The 25,184-nt window shown below is 71.8% G+C and carries 22 protein-coding genes; 10 read left to right on the top strand and 12 right to left on the bottom strand.

Going from position 1 to position 25,184, the window contains the following annotated elements; genetic code table 11:
• The first annotated feature begins 21 nt into the window (after positions 1-21).
• On the top strand, positions 22-753 hold the full coding sequence (locus tag V7E45_RS11840; RefSeq protein ID WP_333774071.1) for a Mut7-C RNAse domain-containing protein: 732 nt from the start codon (positions 22-24) through the stop codon (positions 751-753).
• Here V7E45_RS11840 and V7E45_RS11835 read toward each other — a convergent pair.
• From V7E45_RS11835 to V7E45_RS11810, 6 genes are all read right to left on the bottom strand, one after another.
• A complete protein-coding gene (locus tag V7E45_RS11835) occupies positions 750-3,152 on the bottom strand; it encodes a galactose oxidase early set domain-containing protein (protein ID WP_333774070.1) in 2,403 nt (800 codons plus the stop codon). The genes V7E45_RS11840 and V7E45_RS11835 overlap by 4 nt on opposite strands.
• On the bottom strand, positions 3,149-4,333 hold the full coding sequence (locus V7E45_RS11830) for a glycosyltransferase family 2 protein (RefSeq protein ID WP_333774069.1): 1,185 nt from the start codon (positions 4,331-4,333) through the stop codon (positions 3,149-3,151). Before V7E45_RS11830 ends, V7E45_RS11835 begins: the two co-directional genes overlap by 4 nt.
• Positions 4,330-5,982, bottom strand: coding sequence for an ArnT family glycosyltransferase (locus V7E45_RS11825; protein WP_333774068.1), 1,653 nt, complete (start codon positions 5,980-5,982; stop codon positions 4,330-4,332). Before V7E45_RS11825 ends, V7E45_RS11830 begins: the two co-directional genes overlap by 4 nt.
• On the bottom strand, positions 5,979-7,247 hold the full coding sequence (locus tag V7E45_RS11820) for a glycosyltransferase (RefSeq protein ID WP_333774067.1): 1,269 nt from the start codon (positions 7,245-7,247) through the stop codon (positions 5,979-5,981). Before V7E45_RS11820 ends, V7E45_RS11825 begins: the two co-directional genes overlap by 4 nt.
• A gap of 208 nt (positions 7,248-7,455) precedes the next feature.
• Positions 7,456-9,489 carry a thioredoxin domain-containing protein gene (locus tag V7E45_RS11815; RefSeq protein WP_333774066.1) on the bottom strand — a complete coding sequence of 678 codons (2,034 nt, stop codon included), beginning with the start codon at positions 9,487-9,489 and terminating at the stop codon, positions 7,456-7,458.
• Entirely contained in the window at positions 9,470-10,060 is a 591-nt protein-coding gene (locus tag V7E45_RS11810; protein ID WP_333774065.1) for an ArsR/SmtB family transcription factor, read from the bottom strand. The genes V7E45_RS11815 and V7E45_RS11810 overlap by 20 nt, the downstream gene beginning before the upstream one ends.
• 124 nt (positions 10,061-10,184) lie before the next feature.
• Here V7E45_RS11810 and V7E45_RS11805 point away from each other — a divergent pair, with 124 nt between their 5' ends.
• Together V7E45_RS11805 and V7E45_RS11800 are read left to right on the top strand one after the other, a co-directional pair.
• Complete coding sequence (locus tag V7E45_RS11805; protein WP_333774064.1) at positions 10,185-10,619, top strand: hypothetical protein; 435 nt, start codon at positions 10,185-10,187, stop codon at positions 10,617-10,619.
• Between the two features lie 77 nt (positions 10,620-10,696).
• Positions 10,697-13,900 (top strand): tetratricopeptide repeat protein, encoded by a 3,204-nt coding sequence (locus V7E45_RS11800; protein WP_333774063.1) that lies wholly within the window; start codon positions 10,697-10,699, stop codon positions 13,898-13,900.
• 8 nt (positions 13,901-13,908) lie between these two features.
• Here the strand turns inward: V7E45_RS11800 and V7E45_RS11795 are convergent, their stop codons facing one another.
• Together V7E45_RS11795 and mca are read right to left on the bottom strand one after the other, a co-directional pair.
• Positions 13,909-14,148, bottom strand: coding sequence for a hypothetical protein (locus tag V7E45_RS11795; protein ID WP_333774062.1), 240 nt, complete (start codon positions 14,146-14,148; stop codon positions 13,909-13,911).
• A complete protein-coding gene (mca, locus tag V7E45_RS11790; RefSeq protein ID WP_333774088.1) occupies positions 14,141-15,001 on the bottom strand; it encodes a mycothiol conjugate amidase Mca in 861 nt (286 codons plus the stop codon). Before mca ends, V7E45_RS11795 begins: the two co-directional genes overlap by 8 nt.
• Before the next feature lie 122 nt (positions 15,002-15,123).
• Between mca and V7E45_RS11785 the strand changes: the two genes are divergently transcribed.
• Complete coding sequence (locus tag V7E45_RS11785) at positions 15,124-15,522, top strand: DUF4307 domain-containing protein (protein ID WP_333774061.1); 399 nt, start codon at positions 15,124-15,126, stop codon at positions 15,520-15,522.
• A 189-nt stretch (positions 15,523-15,711) separates the two neighbouring features.
• The gene (gene greA / locus V7E45_RS11780) at positions 15,712-16,212 is read left to right on the top strand and encodes a transcription elongation factor GreA (protein ID WP_333774060.1); all 501 of its coding nucleotides are present in this window, start codon (positions 15,712-15,714) and stop codon (positions 16,210-16,212) included.
• A 75-nt stretch (positions 16,213-16,287) separates the two neighbouring features.
• Here greA and V7E45_RS11775 read toward each other — a convergent pair whose 3' ends face one another.
• The 3 genes from V7E45_RS11775 to ilvA form a co-directional block, all read right to left on the bottom strand.
• Positions 16,288-17,145 carry an ABC transporter permease gene (locus V7E45_RS11775; protein WP_333774059.1) on the bottom strand — a complete coding sequence of 286 codons (858 nt, stop codon included), beginning with the start codon at positions 17,143-17,145 and terminating at the stop codon, positions 16,288-16,290.
• Complete coding sequence (locus V7E45_RS11770; protein WP_333774058.1) at positions 17,142-18,125, bottom strand: ATP-binding cassette domain-containing protein; 984 nt, start codon at positions 18,123-18,125, stop codon at positions 17,142-17,144. Before V7E45_RS11770 ends, V7E45_RS11775 begins: the two co-directional genes overlap by 4 nt.
• A 230-nt stretch (positions 18,126-18,355) precedes the next feature.
• Complete coding sequence (gene ilvA / locus V7E45_RS11765; protein ID WP_333774057.1) at positions 18,356-19,585, bottom strand: threonine ammonia-lyase; 1,230 nt, start codon at positions 19,583-19,585, stop codon at positions 18,356-18,358.
• Between the two features lie 162 nt (positions 19,586-19,747).
• On the opposite strand from ilvA, the gene V7E45_RS11760 reads away from it, so the two are divergent.
• The 3 genes from V7E45_RS11760 to V7E45_RS11750 all read left to right on the top strand — a co-directional run bounded on the left by V7E45_RS11760 (position 19,748) and on the right by V7E45_RS11750 (position 21,164).
• Entirely contained in the window at positions 19,748-20,254 is a 507-nt protein-coding gene (locus tag V7E45_RS11760) for a MarR family winged helix-turn-helix transcriptional regulator (protein ID WP_333774087.1), read from the top strand.
• Between the two features lie 132 nt (positions 20,255-20,386).
• On the top strand, positions 20,387-20,890 hold the full coding sequence (locus V7E45_RS11755) for a sigma factor-like helix-turn-helix DNA-binding protein (protein WP_333774056.1): 504 nt from the start codon (positions 20,387-20,389) through the stop codon (positions 20,888-20,890).
• 25 nt (positions 20,891-20,915) lie between these two features.
• Positions 20,916-21,164 (top strand): hypothetical protein, encoded by a 249-nt coding sequence (locus tag V7E45_RS11750; protein WP_333774055.1) that lies wholly within the window; start codon positions 20,916-20,918, stop codon positions 21,162-21,164.
• 8 nt (positions 21,165-21,172) lie between these two features.
• Here the strand turns inward: V7E45_RS11750 and V7E45_RS11745 are convergent, their stop codons facing one another.
• Entirely contained in the window at positions 21,173-22,327 is a 1,155-nt protein-coding gene (locus V7E45_RS11745; RefSeq protein ID WP_317445073.1) for a cystathionine gamma-synthase, read from the bottom strand.
• A 163-nt stretch (positions 22,328-22,490) separates the two neighbouring features.
• Between V7E45_RS11745 and V7E45_RS11740 the strand changes: the two genes are divergently transcribed.
• Entirely contained in the window at positions 22,491-23,609 is a 1,119-nt protein-coding gene (locus V7E45_RS11740; protein ID WP_333774054.1) for a hypothetical protein, read from the top strand.
• A 466-nt stretch (positions 23,610-24,075) separates the two neighbouring features.
• On the top strand, positions 24,076-25,059 hold the full coding sequence (locus V7E45_RS11735) for a trypsin-like serine peptidase (protein ID WP_333774053.1): 984 nt from the start codon (positions 24,076-24,078) through the stop codon (positions 25,057-25,059).
• The last annotated feature ends 125 nt before the right edge of the window (positions 25,060-25,184 follow it).

Genomic DNA, 25,184 nt, shown 5'->3' with positions numbered 1-25,184 from the left:
CCCGCGTACGATCCTGACACCGTGAACGGACCCGAGATCCACGTCGAAGTCGCCCCCGAGCTGCACCTGTTCGTGCCGGCCGCCCGGCGGGCCGGCGGCACGGCGCTCGGCACCGACGGCGTCTCGACGCTCGGGCATGTCGTCGAGTCCCTGGGCGTGCCGCTGACCGAGGTCGGCGCCCTGGTCGTCGACGGCCGCGAGGTGCCCGCCTCGCACGTGCCCAAGGCCGGCGAGAGGGTCGAGGTGCGCCCGGTCGGCCGCCCCCAGCCGGTCCCCGGCGCCCCGCTGCGCTTCCTCCTCGACGTCCACCTCGGCACGCTCGCCCGCCGGCTGCGCCTGCTCGGCGTGGACACCGCGTACGAGTCGACCGACATCGGCGATCCGGCGCTCGCCGCCCGCTCGGCGGCGGAGCGGCGGGTCCTGCTCAGCCGCGACCGCGGGCTGCTGCGCCGCCGCGAGCTGTTCGCCGGGGCGTACGTGTACAGCACCCGCCCGGAGGACCAACTGCGGGACGTCCTCGAGCGCTTCGCGCCCGACCTGCGCCCCTGGACCCGCTGCACCGCCTGCAACGGCCTGCTGCGGCAGGCCGCCAAGGAAGAGGTGGCCGCGCAGCTCAAGGGCGGCACCCGGCGGTCGTACGACGTGTTCGCGCGGTGCGCCGACTGCGGCCGGGCCTACTGGAAGGGCGCGCACCACGATCAGCTGGAAGCCGTCGTGGAGCGCGCCCTCGCGGAGTTCAGCGGGCGGGACTAGCCCTTGCGCACATCCGCCTTTCCGCAGGCCACACCATCCCGGTCGCGGTCGAGGCCCAGCGGGTCGTCACCGCCGTTGACCTTCAGCCGGCCGTAGTGGTTCCGCGCGAGCCAGGCGCAACGGGCCGCGGCCGTCTTCTTCACCTGGCGCGGGAAGACCGTCGGCACGCACACGTTGATCGAGCCGTAGTGCCGGTCGCAGCCGGAGATGGTCGGGCTGACCGGCTGCGACGTCCGCTTCCTGCCGGGCCCGGAGACCTTGCCGGACAGGGCGTCGGCGAAGGAGTGGACGTGCGGGGCGGCCGCCTTGGCGTTCAGCGCCGCCGGCCCCGTCAGGTGCACCCACTTGGCCACCGACGGCACCCCGTTGGCGTCCACCGCGAACAGCATGTACCAGCCGGGAGGCGCCAGGTTGGGGTTGTTGGTCACGTTCAGGTCGACGTTGTTGCCGCTCACCGACAGCGGCAGGTCGACGAAACGCTGGTTGGGGTCGGAGGAGTGGGTGACCGCGGCCGGACGGATCAGCTCGGCCTTGGCGATGGGCCGGTCGACGGTGATCCGCTGGGTGTCGCCGTACTTCCACTCCTGGTTGATCACCGAGGTGATCGCGGGCCGGGTGCCCTTGTAGAGGTAGGGCGGGGTGTAGATCGACACGTTGTGGTTCCAGGTGCCGTTGCCCGGGTTGTCGCCGGTGGCCATCACCCGGCCGTCGGGCAGCAGGAACGCCGAGGAGTGGTAGCCGCGGGACTCTGGGTCGGCGGCCACCGGGTCGAAGGTGTTGCCGCCCGGGTCGTAGATCGAGGACTCGTACACCGGGTTGGCGCGGTTGTGCAGGGCGCCGCCCGTCTCCAGCACCTTGCCGTCGGGCAGCAGCACCGCGGAGACGTACATCTTGCCCTGGCCGCCGGTCTCGGCGATCTTGCCGTTGCCGAGGTCCACCTTGCCCTGCGGGATCTGCGGCCCGGCGACGTACGACGGGTTCGCCTGCTTGAGGTCGATCACGTCGGTCAGGCGATTGGCGTCCGGGTTGGAGTCGATGTTGCCGCCGCCGATGGTGAGGACCTTCTGGTCCTGCGCCGGGGGCAGCAGCACGCTCGCCGACTGGTCCCGCTGGTCCTTGTTCTGCAGTCCGGAGATCTGCGTGACGGTGTTGGCGCCGTAGTCGTAGATCGCCGAACCGGTGCCGGGGATGTTGTTGCCGAAGACGTGGCTGCCCGTGTAGAAGAGGCGGCCGTCCTGCATCAGGACCATCGCCGGGTACAGACCCCAGTACGACCAGGTCTGGTTGACCTTCCACAGCGGCTGCCACTGCTGGTCCTTGTCGGACCACAGCTCGGCGGTCACCGAACCGGTGGAGTCCTCGCGCAGCCCGCCGAAGGAGATGACGTCACCGTTGCCCAACTCGGTGGCCGACGGGTACCAGTGCCCGTCGTTCAGGTCGTTCGTCTTGCTGTACGTCTCGGTCTTCGGGTCGAAGATGTACGAGTCCTTGAAGCCCTCGTAGCCGTGGCCGCCCACGACCGGATAGGCCTTGTTGCCGCTCATGACGAGGACCCGCCCGTCCTGGAGCTGCACGTGCCCGGCGCAGAACATGTCCTTCGGGGTCGGGATGACCTTGTACGTGCCCTTCGCCGGGTCGTACACCGCGGACGTGAACGTCCCGGCGTTGAAGTTCTCCTCGCTGTTGCCGGAACCGGCGATCAGCAGCACCTTGCCGTTGTTCAGGACGACGGAGTGCATGGAGCGCACCGGGTTCTGCGTCGGCAGCACCGACCAGCTGCCGTCGGCGCACTGCGTGCTGGTGCCGGTGCACGAGGCGGGCGGGACCACGTCCGGGACCTGGTCCATGGTGTAGTCGTCGGTGGTCGCCGAACCGGTGCCGTAGACCGAGACACCCCAGGTGATCCGGTCGGTGCCGGCCGGCACCTCGGGCGTGCGCACGGTGGCCTTCGTCCAGGCCGACGCCATGTCCAGCGTCTTGAGGTCGGTCCAGTACTGCCAACCGGCCGTCGCGTCGTGCCGGAAGACGGTGATGTTGGCGTCCGGGGTGGTCGTCTTGTACCAGAGCCCGAGGTCGTACTGCTTGCCGACGCTCACCGCCGGCGCGCACGAGGCGGACTCGGTGATCAGCGCCTTGCGGTCGCCCTCGGTGCGCCGGGTCAGCGTCACCTTCATCGCCTTGGCACCGGAGTGCGCGTCGGCGACGGTCTGGAAACTGAAGTCGTTGTCGCCCCACCCCGACTTCTCCCAGCAGTACGGCATGTCGTCCGTACCGGCGGTCTCGAAGCCGGGGTTCTGCACGAGGTTGGCGGCCACGGCGTGCTCCGGCGAGCTGAGAAGCAGACCCGCGGTCAGGGCGCCCACCCCGACCAGCGCGGTCCGTCTGCGGCGTATGTTCACACGGCTCTCCTAGCGGTCGTACGAGCCCCGCGGCGGCGGCGCGGGAGGTACACCAGCGCTTCGGTCCCCACGAAGCGCAGGACGAACGTCAGCACCAGCGCGAGCGCGGTGGCGGGGAGCGCGCCCATATGGAACCGATCCACCAGCAGCGCGATCAAGGGGATGCGCAGCACCAGATCGGCGTTGGCGAGCAGCCCGAACCGGCCCAGCCGATCCCACCAGCGGCGGTGCGCCCGCCGGTCGCGGAACAGCAGTTGCTCGATGAGCAGGAAGTTCCAGGCGACACCGAACTGGTTGGCGACGATCTCGGCGGGCACGTAGTGCAGGCCGAGGACGGTCAGCGCCCACAGGCCGACGAGGTTCGGCACGAACCCGCTCGCGCCGATCAGCCCGAAGCCGACCATGCGCGCCAGCGGCGAGGCGGTGCGCAGCCCCGCCAGGTGGTGCAGGAAGCGCAGACCCTCCCGCGCGGTCGACTTGGACTCCCCCGCGAACCGGTCCTGGAAGACGAACGGCACCTCGGCGACCTGCCGGGGCCGGCTGCGCACGGCCAGCTCCAGCAGGATCTTGTAGCCGAGCGGCTTGAGCACATCCGCGGTGACCGCGCTGCGCCGGATGGCGAAGAAGCCGCTCATGGGGTCGCTGATGCCGTGCAGCCGGCGCGGGAACAGGGCCTTGGTCAGCCAGGTCGCGCCGCGCGAGACGGCCACCCGGTAGCTGCCGGCCAGACCGGCCCGGCTGCCGCCCTTGATGTACCGGGAGGCGACGACGAGACCGGCGTTCGCCCGCTCCCCGGTCGCCACCAGCTCGGGCACCAGGGACGGCGGGTGCTGGCAGTCGCCGTCCATCACCACGATCCACTCCGAGGTCGCCGCCCGCAGGCCCTCGACCACCGCCCCGCCGAGGCCGCCGACCGGTTCCTCCCGGTGCAGCACGGCCACCGGGAACGGGCAGTCCTGGGCGGCCCGCCGGATCACCTCGGGGGTGTCGTCGGTGGAGTCGTCCACGAAGACGACCTCGCAGGGCAGCCGAGCGGGCACCGACTCGGTGATCTGCCGCAGCAACTGCCCGATGTTCGCCGCCTCGTTGAACGTCGGGACGACGATCGTGACGGCGCCGGGCTCGGCGACCTCGGCGGCGTCCAGGCCGGGGGCCGGGACGGTGTACTCGTGGCCGCTCATCGCACGCCTCCCGCGACTGCCGTCCGGACCTGCCGGATCTCGATGCGGTCCGCTCCGGTGCCGAAGACGGCGACCGGATCGGAGTGCCGGATGGCCGCCTTGACGTTGGGCAGGTCCCGGGCGTCGCGGCGGACGGTGGGCGAGGCGACGACGTAGTCGATGTCCCGCCAGCCGTGCGGCATGGTCTTGGTGACGGCCGGGTCGAGGTCGGCCTTGTAGAACCAGATGGCGCCGAGCCCGGGCCGGTACCCGGCGTGCACCAGGTCGAGCCAGAGGGCGTCGTCGACGAGGACCCGGGTGTGCGCCGGGTCCTCGACCCGGGTGCCGAGCCAGGCGGACGCCTGCCGGTAGGGCTTGTTGGCGTCGGCGGTCAGTGCCGTGCGGTCGCCGTCGTACCAGTGCGGGATCACGTAGGCGCCCGCCGCCAGGGCCAGCGCGGCGGCCAGCGCGTACCGGAACCCGGTGAGGTGGCGCTTCTCGCCCGCGGCCCGCCGGCGGCGCAGCACCGCGTGCGCGACCGAGGCGGTGCCGCCGGCCAGCACCAGGGCCAAGAAGGGCAGCGCGCCGATGACGTACATGGCGGGCAGGTAGCCGCCCGGCCGCAGGGCCACCGCGGCCAGGATCGCGACGGTCAGCGCCGGCCCGGCCAGGGCGCGGGCGGTGACCGACCAGCGCCAGGTGACGAGCAGCAGCAGGGCCCCGGCCAGGCCGCCCAGCGGCAGCACCCGGTCGTAGTACAGCCAGGAGTGCAGCACCCCGTACGAACCGGAGGAGGTGTCCAGAATGAAGCCGGAACCGGGCCTGGACATCTGGTACTTGATGCCGTCCCACAGCGACACGTGCCCGGCGCCCGGCAGCAGCTCGCCCTTCAGCAGGGCGAACAGCGGGTACGAGAAGCCGATCAGGACGCACGCGGTGACCGCACCGGTGAGGGCGAACTTCCGGGTGTCGCGGTGGCTGTGCCGCCACATCGTGACGAACAGCGCGGGCAGCACGACGAGCATCGTCTCCTTGGTGAGCACGCCCGCCGCCGCGGCGAGGCCCGCGCCGAAGTGGTGCCACAGGTGCCGGCTGGGCGAGGCCGCCAGGCAGAACGCCAGCAGCAGCCACATCACCGCGATGTTGTCGAGGAAGATCTCCCGCTGGAGGACCACCGCCAGCGGGGACAGACCGAACAGGAGCATGCCGAGCCCGGCCGCCCAGCGGGGCAGCGAGAGCCGGCGTCCCAGCACGTACACCAGCACCGCGCTGACGGCGCTGACCACCAGCATGACGGCCCGCATGCCGCCCACGTTCATCGAACCGGGGCTCACCGCCGACGGGATCCAGCTGAGCAGGGCTATCTGGACCCAGCCGAGCGGCGGGTGGTCGTACCAGTAGGTGTAGTGGGCCAGGCCCCTGCCCTGCTGGACGGCCCAGGCCTGGGCGAGGTAGGTGCCCTCGTCGTCGCTGAGGGTCGGGTAGTCGGCGATGTTCCAGCCCTGCACCACCAGGATCGCCACCAGCAGCAGACCGCACAGCAGCAGGTCGGAACGGGAGGAGCGGAGCCGCTCCGGCGGGCGCGGCAGCCCGCCCGGACGGCCTTCGGGCGCGGCTGTGCGCTGCGCGGGGACCTTGGGAGCGGTCACCGCGTTGAGAGTGGAGGTCACGCGGGAACGTCCTCTCGGATCGGCTCGGCCGCGGCGAGGTGCGCGCCGACGTGCGTGGTCAGCTCCCAGTCGTTGCGGCCGCGCTGCTCGCGCCAGACGGCGCGGATCGCGGCCCCGGCGAGGAGGACCTGGTAGAAGGGGCCGCCGACGATGAGCTTGGCGTAGTGGACGTAGCGGACCCTGAGCCCGTACTGCCGGCCGAAGTCGTGCAGCCCGACCACCTCGAAGACGAAGGTGACGGCGGCCGTCACCAGCGGCAGGAAGGTCAGGAAGGCGATCCCGACGGGCACGTCGAGGAAGAGCGCGACGGCCGCGTTCAGCGGGATGATCACGCCGGAGAACGCCTGCAGGAACGGCGTCATCAGCGTGTACCGGGCGAGCAACCGCTGCCCGAAGGACGGCAGTTGCTTCCAGTCCTTCTTCCGGTACACCTGGAGGAAGCCCTGGTTCCAGCGGGTGCGCTGCTTCAGCAGCGACATCAGCGAGCCCGGGGTCTCCTCACGGGTGACCATGTCGGAGTCGTAGGCGACGACGACCTTCTTGCCGACGCTGGACAGGCGCACGCCCAGGTCGCAGTCCTCGGCGAGGCAGTCGGGGTCCCAGCCGTCCGCCTCCCTGAGGACCTCCGTGCGGACGAAGACGGTGTTCCCGCCGAGCGGGATGAACCCCTTCTGCGCGTGCAGGTGCAGCCGGGAGCGGAACCAGAAGAAGTACTCCAGGCAGTTGCGCAGGCTGTACCAGCTGGAATGGAAGTTGATGAGCTGGACGCCGCCCTGGACCACGTCGGCGCCGGTGGTCCGGAACGCGTGGTCGACGTGGGCCAGCAGCTCGGGATGGACCTGGTCCTCGGCGTCGAAGACCCCGACGACGTCGCCGCGGCAGTGCGGCAGCGCCGTGTTCATGGCCTTCGGCTTGTTCTTCTTGTCGTGGGTGTCGACGACGACACGGACGCGCGGGTCGCGTTCGGCGGCCAGTTCGGCCACCGCCGTGGTCTCGGGGTCGTCGTGTCCGACGATCACGATGATCTCGAAGTCGGTGTGTGTGGACTCCAGCAGTCGTTGGATGGTGTGGTCCAGTACGGCTTGCTCGTGCCGGGCGGGCAGGAGCAGCGAGAACGACAGATGCTCGCCCCCGTCCGGAGCGCTGAACCGGGTGGAGGCCAGCACCTCGGGCGTACGCCACGCGTGCATCTGCCACCACAGGGTGAAGGCAGCCATCCAGAACAAGGCGAGTGAAACGGCAGCGATGAAGACAGACGTCAGCAAGATCCCCCCAGATCTTTGATACCCCCAGCGACGCCACGGTGCGTCACACTCGTGACGTCGCTGTGCAGAGACTAGGGGGGATATGTGAAACAGGACAGCCGTTCCGATAAATAGTGTGTTTCGGAACCGTGGTCGACTAGTGGGATCTAACCGAACACCTGCTCACATTCGGACAGTTCGCCTTCCTGTCCCCGCGCGTCTTCGCCGGTCAGGACCGGTTGAGCGCCCTGCCCAGCCGTTCCGCGTCCGTCGTAGGAGCGTCACAGGTGAAGTTACGGCAGACGTACGCCGCCGGTTCACCACCCACCAGCGGACGGTCGGCAAGCAGGGGGAACTCGTCACTCTCCGGAGTCCCGACGGCGACCACCGCCCCCGGGGCGGTGCCGAGGAGCGCCGTGCGGTGCAGGGCGGCCGTCCGCTCGTCGGCGACCGACGGCCCGACGACCGCGACCTCCTTCGGCCCGTCCAGCAGCGCCTCCGCGACGGCCAGCCCCCACCCGATGAAGCGCGGCACGCGCGGCCCGAGCGTCTTGACGACGCCCAGCGCCCGCTCGGCGGCGGTCCGGTGGGCCTCGGAGCCGGTGTGGGCCGCGTAGCCCAGCAGCGCGCCGGCCGCCGCCGTCCAGCCCGACGGCGTGGCGTTGTCGGTGGGGTCCTGGGGCCGGCGGATGAGCCGCTCGGCGTCGGCCGCCGTGTCGTACAGGGCGCCGCTCCCGGCATCGGTGAACCGGGTCGTCACCTGGTCCAGGAGCAGCCCGGCGAACTCCAGCCAGACGCCCTCGCCGGTGACGGAAGCGAGCGCGAGGAAGCCCTCGGCGACGTCGGCGTAGTCCTCCAGCACACCGGCGTTGGGCCCCACCCGGCCGTCCCGGCTGGTCCGCGCGAGCCGCGCGTGGTCGTCGAGGTGCACCCGTACGAGAAGGTCGGCGGCGGCCACCGCGGCGTCGATCAGGTCGGGCCGGCCGAAGTAGGCGCCGGTCTCGGCGAGCGCGGCGATCGTGAGCCCGTTCCAGGCGGCGACGACCTTGTCGTCCCGGCCGGGCGCGGGCCGCTCCGCCCGGGCCGCCAGCAGCCGCGCCTTGATCGAGTCGACCCGGCCGGCGTCGAACACGCCCTCGCTCTGCGGGAGCTGGAGCACCGACCGGCCGTGCTCGAAGGTGCCCTCCTCCGTCACCCCGAAGTACTGCGCGGCGAGCTCGGCGTCCTCCTCGCCGAGGACCCGGCGCAGCTCCTCGGGGGTCCACACGTAGTACACGCCCTCGACGTGCCGGCCTTCGCCGTCGTCGCTGTCGGCGTCGAGCGCCGAGGCGAACCCGCCCTCGCCGGTGCGCAGTTCGCGCACCAGGAAGTCGGCGGTCTCCAGCGCCACCCGCCGGGCCAGGTCCGACCCGGTGGCCCGCCACAGATGCGCGTACACCCGGCAGAGCAGGGCGTTGTCGTACAGCATCTTCTCGAAGTGCGGCACGACCCAGTCACGGTCGACGGAGTACCGGGCGAACCCCCCGCCGAGCTGGTCGTAGATGCCACCCCGGGCCATCCGCTCACAGGTGTCCCGGGCCATCTGCAGCGCACCCTCGGCGCCCGTGCGCGCGTGGTGCCGCAGCAGGAACTCGAGCACCATGGACGGCGGGAACTTCGGCGCGCCGCCGAATCCGCCGCGCTGCTCGTCGTACTCGCGGGTCAGCCCGAGGAGCGCCTGCGCGGTCTCCTGCTCGCCCGGCACCTGGGCGCTCTGGTAGGCGATCTCCCGCTGGGCGAGGTCGCGCACGATCTTCCCGGCCACCTCGCCGACCTCGTCCCGCCGCTCGTGCCAGGCGTGCCGGACCCCTTCCAGCACCTGCCGGAACGAGGGCATGCCGTGCCGGGGCTCGGGCGGGAAGTACGTACCGAAGTAGAACGGCTCGGCGTCCGGCGTGAGGAACACGGTCATGGGCCAGCCGCCCTGCCCGGTGGCCGCCTGCACGGCCTCCATGTAGACGGCGTCGACGTCGGGCCGCTCCTCACGGTCGACCTTGACGCTGACGAAGTGCTCGTTCATGAAGGCGGCGGTGACTTCGTCCTCGAAGGACTCGTGAGCCATGACATGGCACCAGTGACAACTCGCATAGCCGACGCTCAGCAGGACGGGCTTGTTCGCCCGGCGGGCCTCGTCGAACGCGGCGGCCGACCACGGCCACCAGTCGACGGGGTTGTCGGCGTGCTGGAGCAGATACGGGGACGTCTCATGGGCCAGTCGGTTCACCGTTCCACTCTCCCACGCGCTCCGGCACCGCGTAGAAACGCATCGACACCGGGCGCGCCCCGTCGGGCGCTTCCTCGCGAGGGTGGCCGTGGCGCTCGATCAGCGCGTGGTAGTCGCGCATGAAGGCGAGCAGTTCCTCCCTGGTCATCCAGGTGCCGTTGCGCTGGACCTGGGCCCAGCCGTCGGGGCCGCGGTACTCCTGGTGGGCGCGGCGGAACAGGGCGGTGTCGACCTCGATCTTGAGGTGGGCGAGCTGTTCGGCGGCCGCGTACTCCTCGGGGGGCATCGACGCCGGGTCCGGGGTGGTGTGGCTGAAGGGGAGGGCGCGCCACCAGCGTTCGCGGCCGCCGGACTTCTCCGGGATCTCCTCGATGAGCCGCTGCTCGGCGAGTTTGCGCAGGTGGTAGCTGGTGGTGCCGGAGCTCTCGCCGAGTTCGCGGGCGAGCACGGTGGAGTTCGCCTCGCCGTGCCGGCCGAGGTAGTCGAGGATCCGGCGGCGCAGGGGGTTGCCGAGGGACTTGTACAGAGCGGTGCGCTCCAGGCTGGTCATCTCGGGCATGCCGTCGCTCATGTGGGTCACCGTAACCCTGGGGACCCTGAGGCGTCCCCGATGTCCGCCGAATTTTCTTTGCAGAATTTTCTCTGCGGTCTAGTCTGGAGCGCACGGGATGGGAAGACGACCGAAGGGGGCTCTGATGAAAGCGGAGTTGAGGTGGGCGCTGCTCCTGCTCGGGACGGGGGCCGTCCTGCTCGTGCCGTGGATGGTCGTACTCGCCGTGACGCTGCCGGGCAGCACACAGGTGCGGCACTGGTCCCTGGCCTGGATCGGCCTCGACGTGCTGCTGGCCACCGGGTGCGCCGCGACCGCGCTGCTCGGCCTGCGCGGGGACTCCCGGGCCCGTCTCACGGCCTCCGCGACGGCGGCGGTGGCGGTGCTCGACGCGTGGTTCGACATAACCACGGCGTCGGCCGGGGCCCAGCTCGCCCAGGCGGCCGCCTGCGCGGTGGCGGAGGGCTCGCTGGCGGCGGTGTGCGCGGTCCTGGCCCTGTCCGAGGGGCGCACCCGCCGGGGCACGCGGACGGCGGCCGCGCGCGAGGGGGTCACCACGACATCCTCACCCGCCCCTTGATCCTCGCCCTCTCGCGCTCCCGCCGTCCCCGAAGGACACTCGTGGACAAGGGAGTTGCGGCCGGAGGGGGACGGGACATGCGGGACGGTCATCGGGTGGAGGCCGAGCGGTTGCTGGTGCGGGCCGTGGAGGAGGAGGTGCGCCGCTCCGGCGGGCGGACCGACGAGCAGGTGCTGCTGGCGCGGGCGCGCGGCGCGCTGGACTCGATGGCGCGGACGGCCGCCGAGGAGTACGACGCGTACACGGCCGCGCTCGACGCGTCCGAGGCCGGCCGTCTCACCTTCGGCCAGCGGTACGCGCGCGAGGGTGCCGGTACGGCGTTGCTGGTGGCCGCCGTCGCGGCGGTGGCCGCCGCCGTCGCCGACCTGTCCCTCGGCACCGGCGCGGGCGCGGCCGTCGGAGCGGGCGCCACCGCGGGGGTGGCGGGGGCCGCCGCAACCGTGCTGAAGGTGGCCGGCTCCCATCTGCCCGCGGCGCATCACCGCGCGGGCGAGGCCGGACAGCCCGGCGGGGCCGAGCAGTTGAGGTTGCAGTGGCTGACGGCGCTGGAGGTGCGCGGCATCCGCCCGTTCCTGGACCAGCAGCGGGTGCTGACCGCCTCCACCGGTCGGAAGAAGGCGAGCGGCCCGGCGCTGCGCGGGGCGGACAAGAGCGCGGCGGCCCGCCGCCGCACGGTGCTGGAGCAGTCGTTCGGCCAGCTTCCGGAGCCCGACGGCCCGTTCGCGGGCCGCCGCCAGGAGCTGGCGCGGATCAGGCAGTGGGCGCAGTCGGCCCGGGCCGCCACCGAGACCCGGCCCACGCTGGTGGTGCTGCACGGTGAGCCCGGCTCTGGCCGCACGACGCTCGCGGTCCGCGCGGCGCACGACCTCAGGGACCACTTCCGCGGCGCGGTGGTGGTGGACCTGCGCGGGGACAGCCGGGAGGAGCCGCCGCTGCCCGTCCGGGACGCCCTGCTGCATCTGCTCAACCGGCTCGGCGCGCCCCGCGAGCAGTTGCTGTTCCGCGAGCGGTCCTCCCCCGACCAGCAGGTGAAGCGGCTCGGCGAGCTCTACCACCGGCATCTGACCGGCCTGCCGGTGACGATCGTGCTGGACGACGCCCTGGACGCGGAGCAGGTGCGCGCCCTGGTGCCCGAGCGCTCCGACAGCCTGGTCCTGATCACCGCGAGGACCCCGCTCGACCTGCCCGCCGATCTTCCGGCGTGGGTGCACCACCTGCCGGTCGAGGCGCTGGACGCGGCGGGCGCCGAGGAACTGCTGGGCTCGGCCGCGCAGGACGCGTCGGGTCCGTACGACGCCGAGTCCACCGACCTGATCCACCGGCTGTGCGGCGGCCTGCCGCTGGCGCTGCGGGTCGCGGGCTCGGCACTGGGTCCGCGCTCGCCCCGGCAGCTGGCCTCCGATCTCGGTGCCTACGGCCCGGTGGAGCCGGTGGAGCGGGTGCTGTGGCTGCGCTACACCGACCAGCACGAGAGCGCCCGCCGGCTGCTCAGAAGGCTGGCGCTGGCCGGCCGGGCCTCGCTGGGCACGGCAGCGGCCGCGGCACTGCTGGGCACGGACGAGCCGGAGGCCACGCGCCGGCTGGAGGAACTGGCCCGGGCCGGCCTGATCGACCATGTGCGCGGCAGCCGTTACCGGCTGCACGACCTGGTGCGCGCCTTCGCGCAGGCCCGGCTGCTGGACGAGGAGGAACCGGCCGAGCGCACGGCGGCGCAGGAACGGCTGATCGTGAACTACGCGGAACTGGCCGACTCGGTGCTGCGGCTCGTCGACGGCAACATGTCGACGCGTTCCGACCGGTTCGGCTCGCACGGCTTCACCTCGCTGGACGAGGCGTTGCGCTGGCTGGACGACGAGTCCAGCTTCATCACGGCGGCACTGCGGCACGCGGAGGGCGTGGACCGGTCCGCCGTGCTGAACCTGCTCGGCGCGCTGTGCGACTACTGCCTGCTGCGCGGCGATCTCTACCGCCTCGGCGAGATCAACGAGCTGGCCCAGGCGGTGGACGAGGGCCTGCTGGTGCGCTCGGTTCAGTGGCGTACCGGCATCGCGGCCCGGCAGCTCGGCGAGCTGGACAAGGCGCGCGCCACACTCACCTCGGTGGTGGACCTCTACCGCGAGGCCCACCACGACGCGGGCGCCGCCCGCGCCCTGACGTCCCTGGGCATCACACTGCACCACCAGGGCAATCTCACGGAGGCCGCCGAGCGGCTCCAGGAGTCACTGGATCTGCAGGCCGCCCCGGAACTGGCGACGGACCGGGCCTGGACGATGCACGCGCTGGCCGCGGTGCAGCGCGACCGGGGCCGGCTCGCGGAAGCCCTGGACCTGCTGACGCGCTCGCTGGTGCTGCACCGCGAGGGCGGCTCGGTGCACGGTGAGGCGTGGGCGCACTTCCAGCTCGGGCAGGTGGCCCTGCGGATGGGGGACGTCCCGCTCGCGGAGACGGAGCTGCGGGCGGCCCTGGAGCGCTACGGCCGTACGCACGACGCCCGGGGCGAGGCGTGGGCGCTGACCCAGCTGGCCAGGGCGCGGCTGGTCGGCGGGGACCCCTCCCCGGCGGTGGAGGAGCTGCGCCGGGCCGCGGCCCGGCACCGGGAGAACGAGGACGCGCGCGGCGAGGCGTGGTCGCTGTACTACCTCGGACAGGCGCTGGAGGAGACGGGAGACCTCGACCGGTCGGTGCGGGACCTGGAGCACTCGCGGCAGATGTTCTCGCGGATGCGTGACGTCTACGGCCTGGCCTGTGCCCGGCACCATTCGGCCCGGGTCACGCGTGACCAGCGGGCGGCGCAGACCGGGTCGCTGCGCAACTCGGGCTTCGCGCGCCAGCTGCTGGTGGACGCGCGCGCCGACTTCCAGCGCATCGGGGTGGCGCACGGGGAGGCGTGGACCTGCCTGGAGCTGGCGGTGGTGGACGCGGGCAACGCCCGGATCCAGCAGGCGCTTGGCCTGTGCGACGAGGCGCTGACCCTGTTCACGTCCTACGGGGACCGGCGGGGCGAGGACTGGGCCCGCTTCCTGCGCTGCACCCTGCTGCCGTACGCGGCTCCGGGCGGGGTCGAGGTGGGCACGGCGGTGGCCCAGGAGGAGCTGGCCCTGCTGGGCCGGGCCGCCCATCCGCTGCGGGACGAGAAGCTGGACGAGTGGGTGGCGGCCTATGCCGTGCTGCTGGAGCGCGGGGTCAGCCTGGAGGCGGGGTGGCAGGCGTGGCGTCTGCGCATGACGCCGGACCGCCACGCCCGGGAGGTGATGGGGGTGGCGGTTCCGGCGGGTCGCTGACGCCGGGGTCAGCCCCGCCCGGACGTGGCGTCGGTGCCGACCCGCTCCTCGTGGTCCGGGGCCTCCTTGAAGTCGACCTTCTGCATGTGCTTGTTCATCGACTTCATCAGGCCCCACACGGCCAGGGCCAGCACCGCGAACACGATGAAGCCGAGGACACCGGGGGTGACCTTGTTCTCGTCGACCTCCTTGGCGAGGGGGACGAGGTGCGTCACTGCCAGGCTCACGCTTGCGCTCATGTCATGCATTGTCGCGGATGCCCGCGAAGAGGTCGTCCTCGGGGAGGGAGGTATCGACGAGGGACTTCGCCAGCTCGTACTCCTCCGTCGGCCAGACCTCCTTCTGGAGCTCCATGGGCACCCGGAACCAGCCGCCGTCGGGGTCGATCTGGGTGGCGTGCGCGATGAGCGCCTTGTCGCGGATCTCGAAGAAGTCCGCGCACGGGACGTGCGTGGTCAGCGTCCGCTCCTTGCGCTCGAACTCCTTCCAGCGCTTGAGCCACTCCCCGTAGGGGGACTCCAGGCCGCGGTCGAGCATGGCCTGGTGCAGGGCCTCGGTGCGGGGGCGGTTGAAGCCCTGGTTGTAGTAGAGCTTCGCCGGCTGGTGGGCCGGGCCGTACTCGCTCTCGGGGTACTTCTCGGTGTCCGCCGCGCCCTCGAACGCCACCATCGTGATCTTGTGGGTCATGATGTGGTCGGGGTGGGGGTAGCCGCCGTTCTCGTCGTAGGTGGTGATCACCTGCGGGCGGAAGGAGCGGATCTGCTTGACCAGCTCACCGGCCGCCTTGTCGACGTCCTCCAGGGCGAAGCAGCCCTCCGGCAGCGGGGGCAGCGGGTCGCCCTCGGGCAGGCCGGAGTCGACGAAGCCGAGCCACTCCTGGCGGACGCCGAGGATCTCGCGGGCCTCGTCCATCTCCTTCTTGCGCACCTCGTGGATGTGCTCCTCGATGTACGTGTCGCCCTGGAGCTTCGGATTGAGGATGGACCCGCGCTCTCCGCCGGTGCAGGTCACCACCAGCACGTCCACCCCCTCGGACACGTACTTCGCCATGGTGGCCGCGCCCTTGCTCGACTCGTCGTCGGGGTGCGCGTGAACGGCCATCAGTCGCAGCTGGTCAGTCAAGACTCAATCCTCGTAAGTCGGCGCCCCCGCGTCTTGGGGTGCGATCGCGGCTTCTATAGTGACCGAATCGGGGGGCGATTAATTCCGCGGAGAGGACGATCATGAGCACGGCGCACGCGCGGCTGCCCGAGGGCCGCTACGGCCGCTCCTCGGACGAGCGCGCCGACCGCAAGCTCAAGATCGCCGGCTCGGTGCTGGGCGCGGTCCTGCTGGCGCTGGTCGGCTACTTCGCCTACCACTACGTCGCGCAGAACGAGATCAGCGCCCAGGTGATCACCTTCGACGCCTCGCAGGACGCGGTCAAGGTGCATCTGGAGGTCCACAAGGACTCCGGCGCCGGCGGCTACTGCACCCTGCGCTCCCAGTCGGCCGACGGGGCCGAGGTGGGCAGGGCGGACTTCCGCTTCTCCGGTGCGGCGACACGGATCGACAAGGTCGTCACGCTGCGTACGACGGCCAAGGGCACGACGGCCGAGCTGCTGGGCTGCCACACGGGCTGATCGGGCCGGTCCGGCCGCCGTGTCACCCGGAATACGGAGGCACTGACCTGCGTTGATGTAAATCTGGTGGCTTATGTCCTCCCCCTTTCGCCATTGAATTGTTAGGCTCGTGGTTTCGCCCATCCATGAGGGAACATTCTTCTGGGTAGGGCGATGCTTTGTATTCCCAGTACCGACGAGGAGCACCCTGTGACCCAGACCAGCGAGAACGTCACCTGGCTGACCCAGGAGGCGTACAACAAGCTCAAGGACGAGCTTGCGTACCTTACTGGTCCTGCGCGCACGGAGATCGCCGCCAAGATCGCGGCCGCGCGCGAGGAGGGCGACCTGCGCGAGAACGGCGGGTACCACGCTGCCAAGGAGGAGCAGGGCAAGCAGGAGCTGCGTGTGCGCCAGCTGACCCAGCTTCTGGAGAACGCCCAGGTGGGCGAGGCTCCGGTCTCCGCGGACGGTACCGTCGCGCCCGGCATGGTCGTCACGATCGCCTTCGACGGTGACGAGGACGACACGCTGACGTTCCTGCTCGCGTCCCGCGAGTACGCGAGCTCGGACATCGAGACGTACTCACCGCAGTCCCCGCTCGGCTCCGGTGTCTCCGGCCACAAGGTCGGCGAGGACGCGGAGTACGAGCTCCCGAACGGAAAGAAGGCTTCGGTGCGCATCCTGAAGGCCGAGCCCTACTCGGGCTGACCCGGCACCACCCGGCCCCCGGGCCGGACACCGCGCCCCCGGCGTCCCTGTGACGCCGGGGGCGTCGCCGTACCGTCAGGCGGTGGCCGAGCGGTACTTGCGGACGGCGAGGGTGCGGAACAGGACGATGATCAGCACCGAGTAGATCAGTGAGGCCAGGACCGAGTGCTGCATGGGCCAGGCGGTCGAGGTCGACTGGCCGGGGCTGCCGAACAGCACACGGGCCGCCTGCACGGTGGCGCTGAACGGGTTCCACTCGGCGATGTGCCGCAACCAGGGGGTCATGTTGCTGGTGTCCACGAACGCGTTGGAGAGGAACGTCACCGGGAACAGCCAGATCAGACCGCCGGAGGTCGCCGCCTCCGGAGTCCGCACGGTCAGGCCGATCAGGGCGCCGATCCAGGTGAACGCGTACCCGAGCAGCAGGAGCAGGCCGAAGGCGGCGGCGACTCTGAGGGCGTCGGTGTCGTGGAAGGTACCCACCCGCCAGCCGACCAGCAGCGCGACGACGGCGAGGACCAGCAGGGTGAGCGCCGTCTGGACCAGGTCGGCCAGGGTCCGGCCGGTGAGCACCGCGCCGCGTGCCATGGGCAGAGAGCGGAAGCGGTCGATGAGCCCCTTGTGCATGTCGTCGGCGATGCCGGCGCCTGAGCTGGCGGTGGCGAAGGTGACGGTCTGCGCGAAGATGCCGGCCATCAGGAAGTTCTTGTAGTCGGTCGCGCTGGTGCTGCCGTCGATCTTCATGGAGCCGCCGAACACGTAGGTGAACAGCACCACGAACATGATGGGCTGGATGAGCCCGAAGATCACCATCTCAGGGATCCTGGACATGCGAATCAGATTGCGCTTGGCGACGATCAGCGAGTCGCGGACGGACCGGGCGATCGGGTTGCCGGGGGCCGCGAGGGGCGCGGCTTCGCTGACGGCACTCATTTCACGGCCTCCTTGCCGTTGTCCTCGTCTCTCGGGGCGGCCTCGGCCGCGTGGCCGGTGAGAGACAGGAAGACATCGTCGAGCGTGGGGCGGCGCAGTCCGATGTCGTCGATCTCGATGCCCCGGGTGTCCAGCTCGCGGATCACCTCGGCGAGCAGCTTGGCGCCGCCGGTGACGGGGACGGTGAGCTTGCGGGTGTGCTCCTCGACCGTGGTGTCCCCCTTGCCGAAGCCGCGCAGCACCTCGGCGGCGGTGTCGATGTGATCGCGCTCGTGCACCACGACCTCGACGCGCTCGCCGCCGGTGCGGGCCTTGAGCTGGTCGGAGGTGCCCTGGGCGATGACCCGGCCCTGGTCGACGACCGCGATGTCGTGGGCGAGGTGGTCGGCCTCTTCCAGGTACTGGGTGGTGAGCAGCAGGGTCGTGCCGCCGGAGACGAGCTGCTTGATGACTTCCCAGAGCTGCTGGCGGTTGCGGGGGTCGAGCCCGGTGGTCGGTTCGTCCATGAACATCACGGGCGGTGAGACCACGAGTGCGGCGGCGAGGTCGAGCCGGCGCCGCATGCCTCCGGAGTAGGTCTTGGCGGGGCGGTCGGCGGCGTCCGCGAGGTGGAACTGCTCCAGCAGCTCGGCCGCCCGCTGCTTGGCCGCCTTGGCCCGCATCTGGTAGAGCTGCCCGACCATCTGGAGGTTCTCCCGGCCGGTCAGGTACTCGTCGACCGCCGCGAACTGGCCGGACAGGCCGATGGAGCGGCGCACCGCATCGGGGTGCTTGAGCACGTCCACGCCGGCGACGACGGCCCTGCCGCTGTCGGGGCGCAGCAGGGTGGTCAGGCAGCGGACCGTCGTCGTCTTGCCGGCGCCGTTGGGGCCGAGCAGGCCGAGGACGGTGCCCTCGGGGACATCGAGGTCGACGCCGTCCAGTGCTCTCACGTCGCCGAAGGTCTTCACCAGACCTTCGGCATAGATGGCGCCTGGCATGTGGTCTCCACGTCGTCGGGGATTCGGGAATTCGTCAGGGGTCTTCGGAGAAGGCTAGGTTTCGCGCGTCCGGCGTCGCCTGTGGTTTTCCACCTGCGGTTTCCGCGGGGATGCGGCGGGACCGGTGGCGTGGCCAGTGGCGACCACTCACACACTAACGCGATGTATCGCGTCTCTCAATGGATTTCCCCGAACGAGGGACCACCGCCTTCTCACGGCCTGGTCCGGCCTCAGCCGATGACCGTGTAGCCCGCCTCGCGCAGGGCGTGGCCGACCTCGGCGCAGTGCGTCGGCCCCTTCGTCTCGAGGTGCAGCTCCACCTCCGCCTCGGTGAGCCCGAGCCGGGGGTCGGTCCGTACGTGGCTCACGTCGAGGACGTTGGCATCGACCGTCGACAACACCCCGAGGAGCGTGGCGAGGGCGCCCGGCCGGTCCGTCAGCCGCAGCCGTACGGCCAGGTAGCGGCCCTGCGCGGCCATGCCGTGCCGCAGCACCCGCTGGAGCAGCACCGGATCCACGTTGCCGCCGGACAGCACCGCGACGACCGGGCCGGGGAAGGCGCCGGCGCCGCCGAGCAGCGCCGCGACCGGGCTCGCCCCGGCCGGTTCCACGACCAGCTTGGCTCGCTCAAGGCACAGCAGCAGCGCGGCCGACAACTGGTCCTCGCTGACCGTGCGCACCTCGTCCACCAGCTCGTCGACGATGCCGAACGGCACCAGGCCGGGCCGCCCCACCTTGATGCCGTCGGCCATCGTGGCCGGGTGCTCCACCGACACCGGCCGGCCGGCGGCCAGCGAGGGCGGGTAGCAGGCGGCGCCCTCCGCCTGGACCCCGACGATGCGCACGTCGGGGCGCAGCGCCTTCACGGCGACGGCGATGCCCGCCGCGAGGCCGCCGCCGCCCATCCCGACGACGATCGTGCCCACCTCGGGGCACTGCTCCAGGATCTCGAGACCGACCGTGCCCTGTCCGGCGATGATGTCGGGGTGGTCGAAGGGGTGGATGAACACCGCGCCCGTCTCGGCGGCGTACTCCTCGGCGGCGGCCAGCGTCTCGTCGACCACCTGGCCGTGCAGGCGCACCTCGGCGCCGTACTCCCGGGTCGCGCTGATCTTCGGCAGCGGGGCTCCCCTGGGCATGAAGACGGTGGCGTGGACGCCGAGCAGCGAGGAGGCGAGCGCCACGCCCTGCGCGTGGTTTCCGGCGCTGGCGGCCACCACGCCCGCGGCCCGCTCCTCCGGCAGCAGCCCGGCGATCCGGACGTAGGCGCCGCGCAGCTTGAACGATCCGGTGCGCTGGAGGTTCTCGCACTTGAGGTGGACCGGCGTGCCGACCAGCTGGGACAGGTGCCGGCTGCCCTCCATGGCGGTCGCGCGGGCCACGCCCGAGAGCATCTTCTGGGCTCCGCGCACGTCGTCGAGGGTGACGGAGCGCAAGGAGCCGGCCGTGCCGTAGCTCATGACTCGAGTCTCGCAGTTCACGGTCGGGCACGACGGGTGTGACCAACCTCCGAGACCGGATTGCGCAGCGCCGGTACGGTCCGCGCCCGGGCCGCGTACCCTGTCCCCCAACCCAGCAGCCCTCCATGAAGCGAGCCTCCGGCCATGCCCACAACACCTGAAATGTCGATGGACATGACGACCGTCGGTGACCCCGGTCTTCTCGACACCCTCCAGCACGAGGTGGCGGTGTTCGCCCGCCGTGCCGAACAGACCCGGCTCGGTGGCGTCGGGCAGGTGCGCAACACCATGGACCGAGCCGCGTACCTGCTGCTCAACCGCCTCGACAAGGAGGGGCCCATGGGCGTCAAGGCGCTGGCCGCGAGCATGGGGATCGACTCCTCGACGGTCACCCGGCAGGTCGCTCCCCTGGTCGACACCGGGCTCGTCAAGCGCACCTCGCACCCCGAGGACGGGCGTGCGGTGGTGCTCCAGCTGTCCCCACGCGGGGTCTCCCGGCTGGACGAAGTGCGCCTTTCCCGGCGTCAGTTGATGGCCGAGCTGACACACGACTGGGCGCCGGAGGAGCGCGAGCAGTTCTGCACGCTCCTCACGCGCTTCAACACCGCGCTCTCCGCGCGGACCACGGTCCAGGGCGTGCCGGCCGTGGAGCAGCCGCCCGCCTCCTGAGCGGCACGGGCACCGGTACGGTCCGGAGTATTGACCCCGGGGCGGCGGCTGGCCTCATATGAGATCGGGTCCTGCGGCGTACGCGGTGCGACCGTCCCGTACCGGACAGGGCCCCCTCAGGGGGGAGGCGCGGTGCGTGATCGGCAGGCGTTGCGCGATGCCCGCCGGGCCCGGGAGTTCGAGGCGTTCGTCGCGGGTGCGGCGGGACGGCTGCAGCACACCGCCACGCTGTTCACGGCGGAGGCGCCGGGCGCCAACCCGCGCGCGCGGCGGCTGCTGACCCTGGCGCTCGCCCACACGTACGCCTGCTGGGAGCGGCTGCGCGGCGATGATCCCTATGAGTGCGCCCGCCAGTACCTCGCCACGCGCTTCGCGCACGGCACCTGGCACGAGCGGGTCTTCCTCGGCCGGGCCCGGCCGCATCCGGGCAGCCCGCTCGCCGTTCTGACGGCGCAGGAGCGGCTGATCCTGGTGCTGCGGATGTACGAGGGGGTGGCCGAGGAGCAGACGGCGGCACTGCTGGGCCTGCCCGTCGAGCGCGTCCACGCGATCTGCGACCGGGCGACGGCCACCGTGCTGCATCCACCGCGCTCGACGGCCCCGCGCGCGGTGGGCGCCGAGGTGGCGCCGTCATGAGGCGGCGGTCGCGAGGGAGGGCGCGGTGAACCGTCCCCAGCGGGAGGCCGCCGTCCGGCGGATCCTGGAGCACACCCCGGCGCCCGTGCCTCCGGACCTGCACGGCGACGCCGTCCGCCGGGGCGACCGCCTGGTGCGGCGGCGCCGGCTCGTCCACCGGGTGCTGTGGCTGCTGCTGTGCACGGCAGCGGTGGCGTTCAGTGTGTGGGCGGCCGGGGCCCACCCCTGGGTGGAGCCGCCGTCGCAGACGACTCCACCGGTCACCGGCTGGTGACGGGGCGGTCAGCCCAGGGCCTGCTGCAGGTCCTCCAGCAGGTCGTCGACGTTCTCGATGCCCACGGACAGGCGCACCAGGTCGGCGGGGACCTCAAGGGCGGAACCGGCAGCGGAGGCGTGCGTCATCCGGCCGGGGTGCTCGATGAGCGACTCGACACCGCCGAGGGACTCGCCGAGCGTGAACACCTTGGCGCGGTTGCACACCTCGACGGCGGCCTCCTCGCCGCCCTCGACCCGGAAGGACACCATGCCGCCGAACGCCTTCATCTGCTTGGCGGCCGCCTCGTGCCCGGGGTGCTCGGGCAGGCCCGGGTAGAGCACGCTGGTCACGCGTGCGTGCCGGGTCAGCATGTCGGCGATCCTGGTGGCGTTCTCGCTGTGCCGGTCCATGCGGACCGCGAGGGTCTTGGTGCCGCGCAGCACCAGCCAGGAGTCGAAGGGGCCGGCGACGGCGCCCATCGCGTTCTGGTGGTAGGCGAGCTCCTCGCCGAGCGTCTGGTCGGAGACGATCAGCGCACCGCCGACCACGTCCGAGTGGCCGCCCATGTACTTGGTGAGGGAGTGCACGACGACGTCGGCGCCGAGCGACAGCGGCTGCTGGAGGTAGGGCGTGGCGAAGGTGTTGTCGACGACGAGCCGCGCGCCCGCGTCGTGGGCGACCTGGGCGACGGCGGCGATGTCGGTGATGCCGAGCAGCGGGTTGGAGGGGGTCTCCACCCAGACGGCCTTGGTGTTCGGGGTGATCGCCGCGCGGACGGCGGCCGGGTCGCTGGTGTCGGCGACGGACCACTCCACGCCCCACCGGGTGGCGACCTTGGCGAAGAGGCGGAACGTGCCGCCGTAGGCGTCGTTCGGGATCACCACGTGGTCGCCGGGGGTGAGCAGCGTACGCAGCAGGGTGTCCTCGGCCGCGAGGCCGGACGCGAACGCGAGACCGCGGCGGCCGCCCTCCAGCGCCGCGAGGTTCTCCTCGAGGGCGGTCCTGGTGGGGTTGGCGCTGCGGCTGTACTCGTAGCCGCCGCGCAGGCCTCCGACGCCGTCCTGCTTGTAGGTCGAGACCTGGTAGATCGGCGGGACGACCGCGCCGGTGAGGGGATCCGCGGTGTTGCCCGCGTGGATCGCGAGGGTCTCGAAGTGCTGACTGATGTGCCTGTCGCTCATGTGCACCGAGCGTAGTGCGCCCGGCGCGATGGTGGCGTCCCGCCGGGGTCCGGCACGGGTCCGGGACGTGTCGGGCTCGCGCCGGGCGGGGGTCCGGCGGAGTTTTCCACAGGGCGGCGGGCGGGGTTGGCCAATTGTCGGCGGTGTCTGGTTCGCTTGACGCATGGCGATTCTCTGGCTGCTCGCGGCGCTGCTCCTGATGAGCTTCATGCTTCTCCCGTTCCTGCGGCGCAGGCGCGGGGCGGTCGGGCTGGTCCCCGCGGGCCACCCCGACGCCGCCGACCCGGCGGCCTACGGCTTCGTGCGGCAGGAGGAGCTGGACGTGCGGATGCCCGGCCCGGACGAGGACCTGCTGAACGTCCTGGACCTGGTGGAGCGCACCGGGGACCACCGGGCGGCGCATCAGCTGCTGGCCGGTACGGAGGCCGAGGGCGAGGTGCGCTGGCAGCGGGTGCAGGCGTTCGCCGGTGCGGCGTCGCTGGAGCTTCAGCAGCGGCCGGGCGGGGTGCACGAGACGCCGGGCGGTCAGTGGCTGCGGGTGTGGCGGGCCGAGCAGCCCAAGGACGCGGGTGGTGCGGCGGTGCACGCCGAGTTCCTGGTGCAGCAGGCGTGGCGGACGTCGACGCCGGGCACGGACGAGTTCCGGATCATCATGGAGGAGGCCAGGAATGCCTGCGGCCAGGCGGCCCTGCTGGCCCCCGGCGACCCGGTGCCGTACATCGTCGAGCTGTCGATCGCGCGGGGGCTCGCCTACCCGCAGCCGGAGTACGAGAAGCTCTGGCTGAACATCCTGGACCGCGCGCCCCACCACATGGGCGCGCATCTGGCCGCGCTGCACTACTGGTGCGAGAAGTGGCACGGCTCGCGCGAGCAGGCGTACGCCTTCGCCGAGGCCGCGGCGGCCCGCGCCCCCGAGGGTTCGCTGCTCGCCGCGCTGCCGCTGTTCGCCGTCTTCGAGCACCTCCCGGAGGTGAACCTGGTGGCGAGCTTCTACCGGAGCGAGGTCGTCACCAAGGCGATGCACGGAGCGCTGCACGCGGTGCACGCGGCCGACCCCGACGATCCGGTGCTCGCGCACGTCCGCCATCTGCTGGTCTTCTTCCTGGTGCGGGCCGAGCGCTGGGCGGAGGCGCTCGACCAGCTGCTGCACGTCGACGGCCACGTCGGCGCGCTGCCCTGGACCCTCTCCGCCGATCCGGCGGCCGACTTCGCCGTCTACCGCGCACTGGCGGTGGCCGGGTACGAGGCGAACGGGGGCAGCCCGGCCAACCTGCCCGGCTGACCTGGTCCTGGGACCAGGGGCAGGGGTCCGGCGCTCGGGCGGGAGCCGGGCCGGTCACCGGCGGCCGCGGTTCAGAGGGCACCCCGGGCCATCCCTTGAAATATGCGTTCTCCCCGTGTGCCCAAATGGTCGATGGCTACCGAAATCAACGACCGAACGCGGGTCAAGGAGGTTATCCAGGGGAGCAAAAAAGCGGAATAGGAGATTCTTCGATTTCCGTTTGGCCACCTCAGCGTACCCCCTGATCGACCAGCCCCCAGGGGCCGTTGGGCCCATGCGCACCCGGCCGGGCGTGCAGGTAGGCGATTGAATTTCCCGGGAAAGGTTGCCTTTTCACGGCAAAGAAAAGGCAAAAGTAAATGATTGGACTTTCGCACGGCAGCCACCTATTGTCGACCCGGTGAAAAGCCATATAAAGAGACGCACATCACAAAGGCATCGCGCACGCGGGCGTGGTGCCTTTCTCATGGCCGCAGGAATGGTGGCCGGTCTGGTCACGACGTCGGGCGGGGCCGGAACGGCGGCTGCCGCCGACGCATCCGGGAAGGCCGCGCCGCGCTGGACCGCGGCGGCCGCGCACCGCTTCTGGACCGACCGGCGCATGGCCGCGGCGAAGCCGCTGCCCGAGGACCGGCCCTCCGCCCGGACCGACACCCGCACCCCGGCCACGGACCCGGCCGGGTCCCGCGCGCGGCGGGCCGGGACCGGCCCCGGCAGCTCACACTTCGGCGGACTGCCGATGATCGGGCGGATGTACGTGCAGAGGGGCAGCGGCTCCTACTTCTGCACCGCGAGCGTGATCAACAGCCGGCACCACGACGTCGTGCTGACCGCGGGCCATTGCCTGGACTCCAGGGCCGGGTCGGGATCGCTCGCCTTCGTGCCGCAGTGGACCGCGGCCACGCCGCGACCGCACGGGATCTTCCCGGTCGCTACCGACTCCCAGGGCCACAGCCAGGTCTGGATCGACCGGCGCTACTACGACCGCGGGCATGTCAAGGGCGCGCCGTGGGACGTGGCGTTCGCCCGGCTCGGGACGCGCTCCGACGGCAAGCAGGCGCAGGACGTCGTGGGCGGCAACACCCTCGCCACCGGGCGCGGTTACGCGTTCCCCAAGATCCGGCTGGTCGGCTACCCGAACTCGGACCGGCAGCCGCTGACCTGCACCGACTCCACGACCCGGTTCACGCCTAACGACGGCGCCCCCGGCTCGTACCTCAAGATCGCCTGCGACGACTACCGGTCGGGCACCAGTGGCAGCCCCTTCCTGGCGAACTTCGACACGCGCACCGGCAAGGGCGACGTGGTCGGGAGCATCGGCGGCTGGAAGACCGGCGGGCCCACCGCCGACGTCTCCTACAGCCCGAACTTCGGTTCCGACATCCAGCGGCTGTACGACGCTGCCGTGGCCGGCACCCCGCCCGCCCGGCCCGGCGCGCAGCCGCGGTGACGCGACGACGGTGACGCGCCCCGCGGGTGAGCGCGGGCGCGGAACGGGGGGGGGGGGGGGGGGGGGGGGCGGGGGGCGCGGGGGGGGGGGGGGGGGGGGGGGGGGGGGGGGGGGGGGGGGGGGGG

The sequence above is a fragment of the Streptomyces sp. IBSBF 3136 genome (assembly GCF_036815105.1).
In the GTDB taxonomy this organism is placed as follows: domain Bacteria; phylum Actinomycetota; class Actinomycetes; order Streptomycetales; family Streptomycetaceae; genus Streptomyces.
This window is presented reverse-complemented; position numbering and strand designations above follow the sequence as displayed.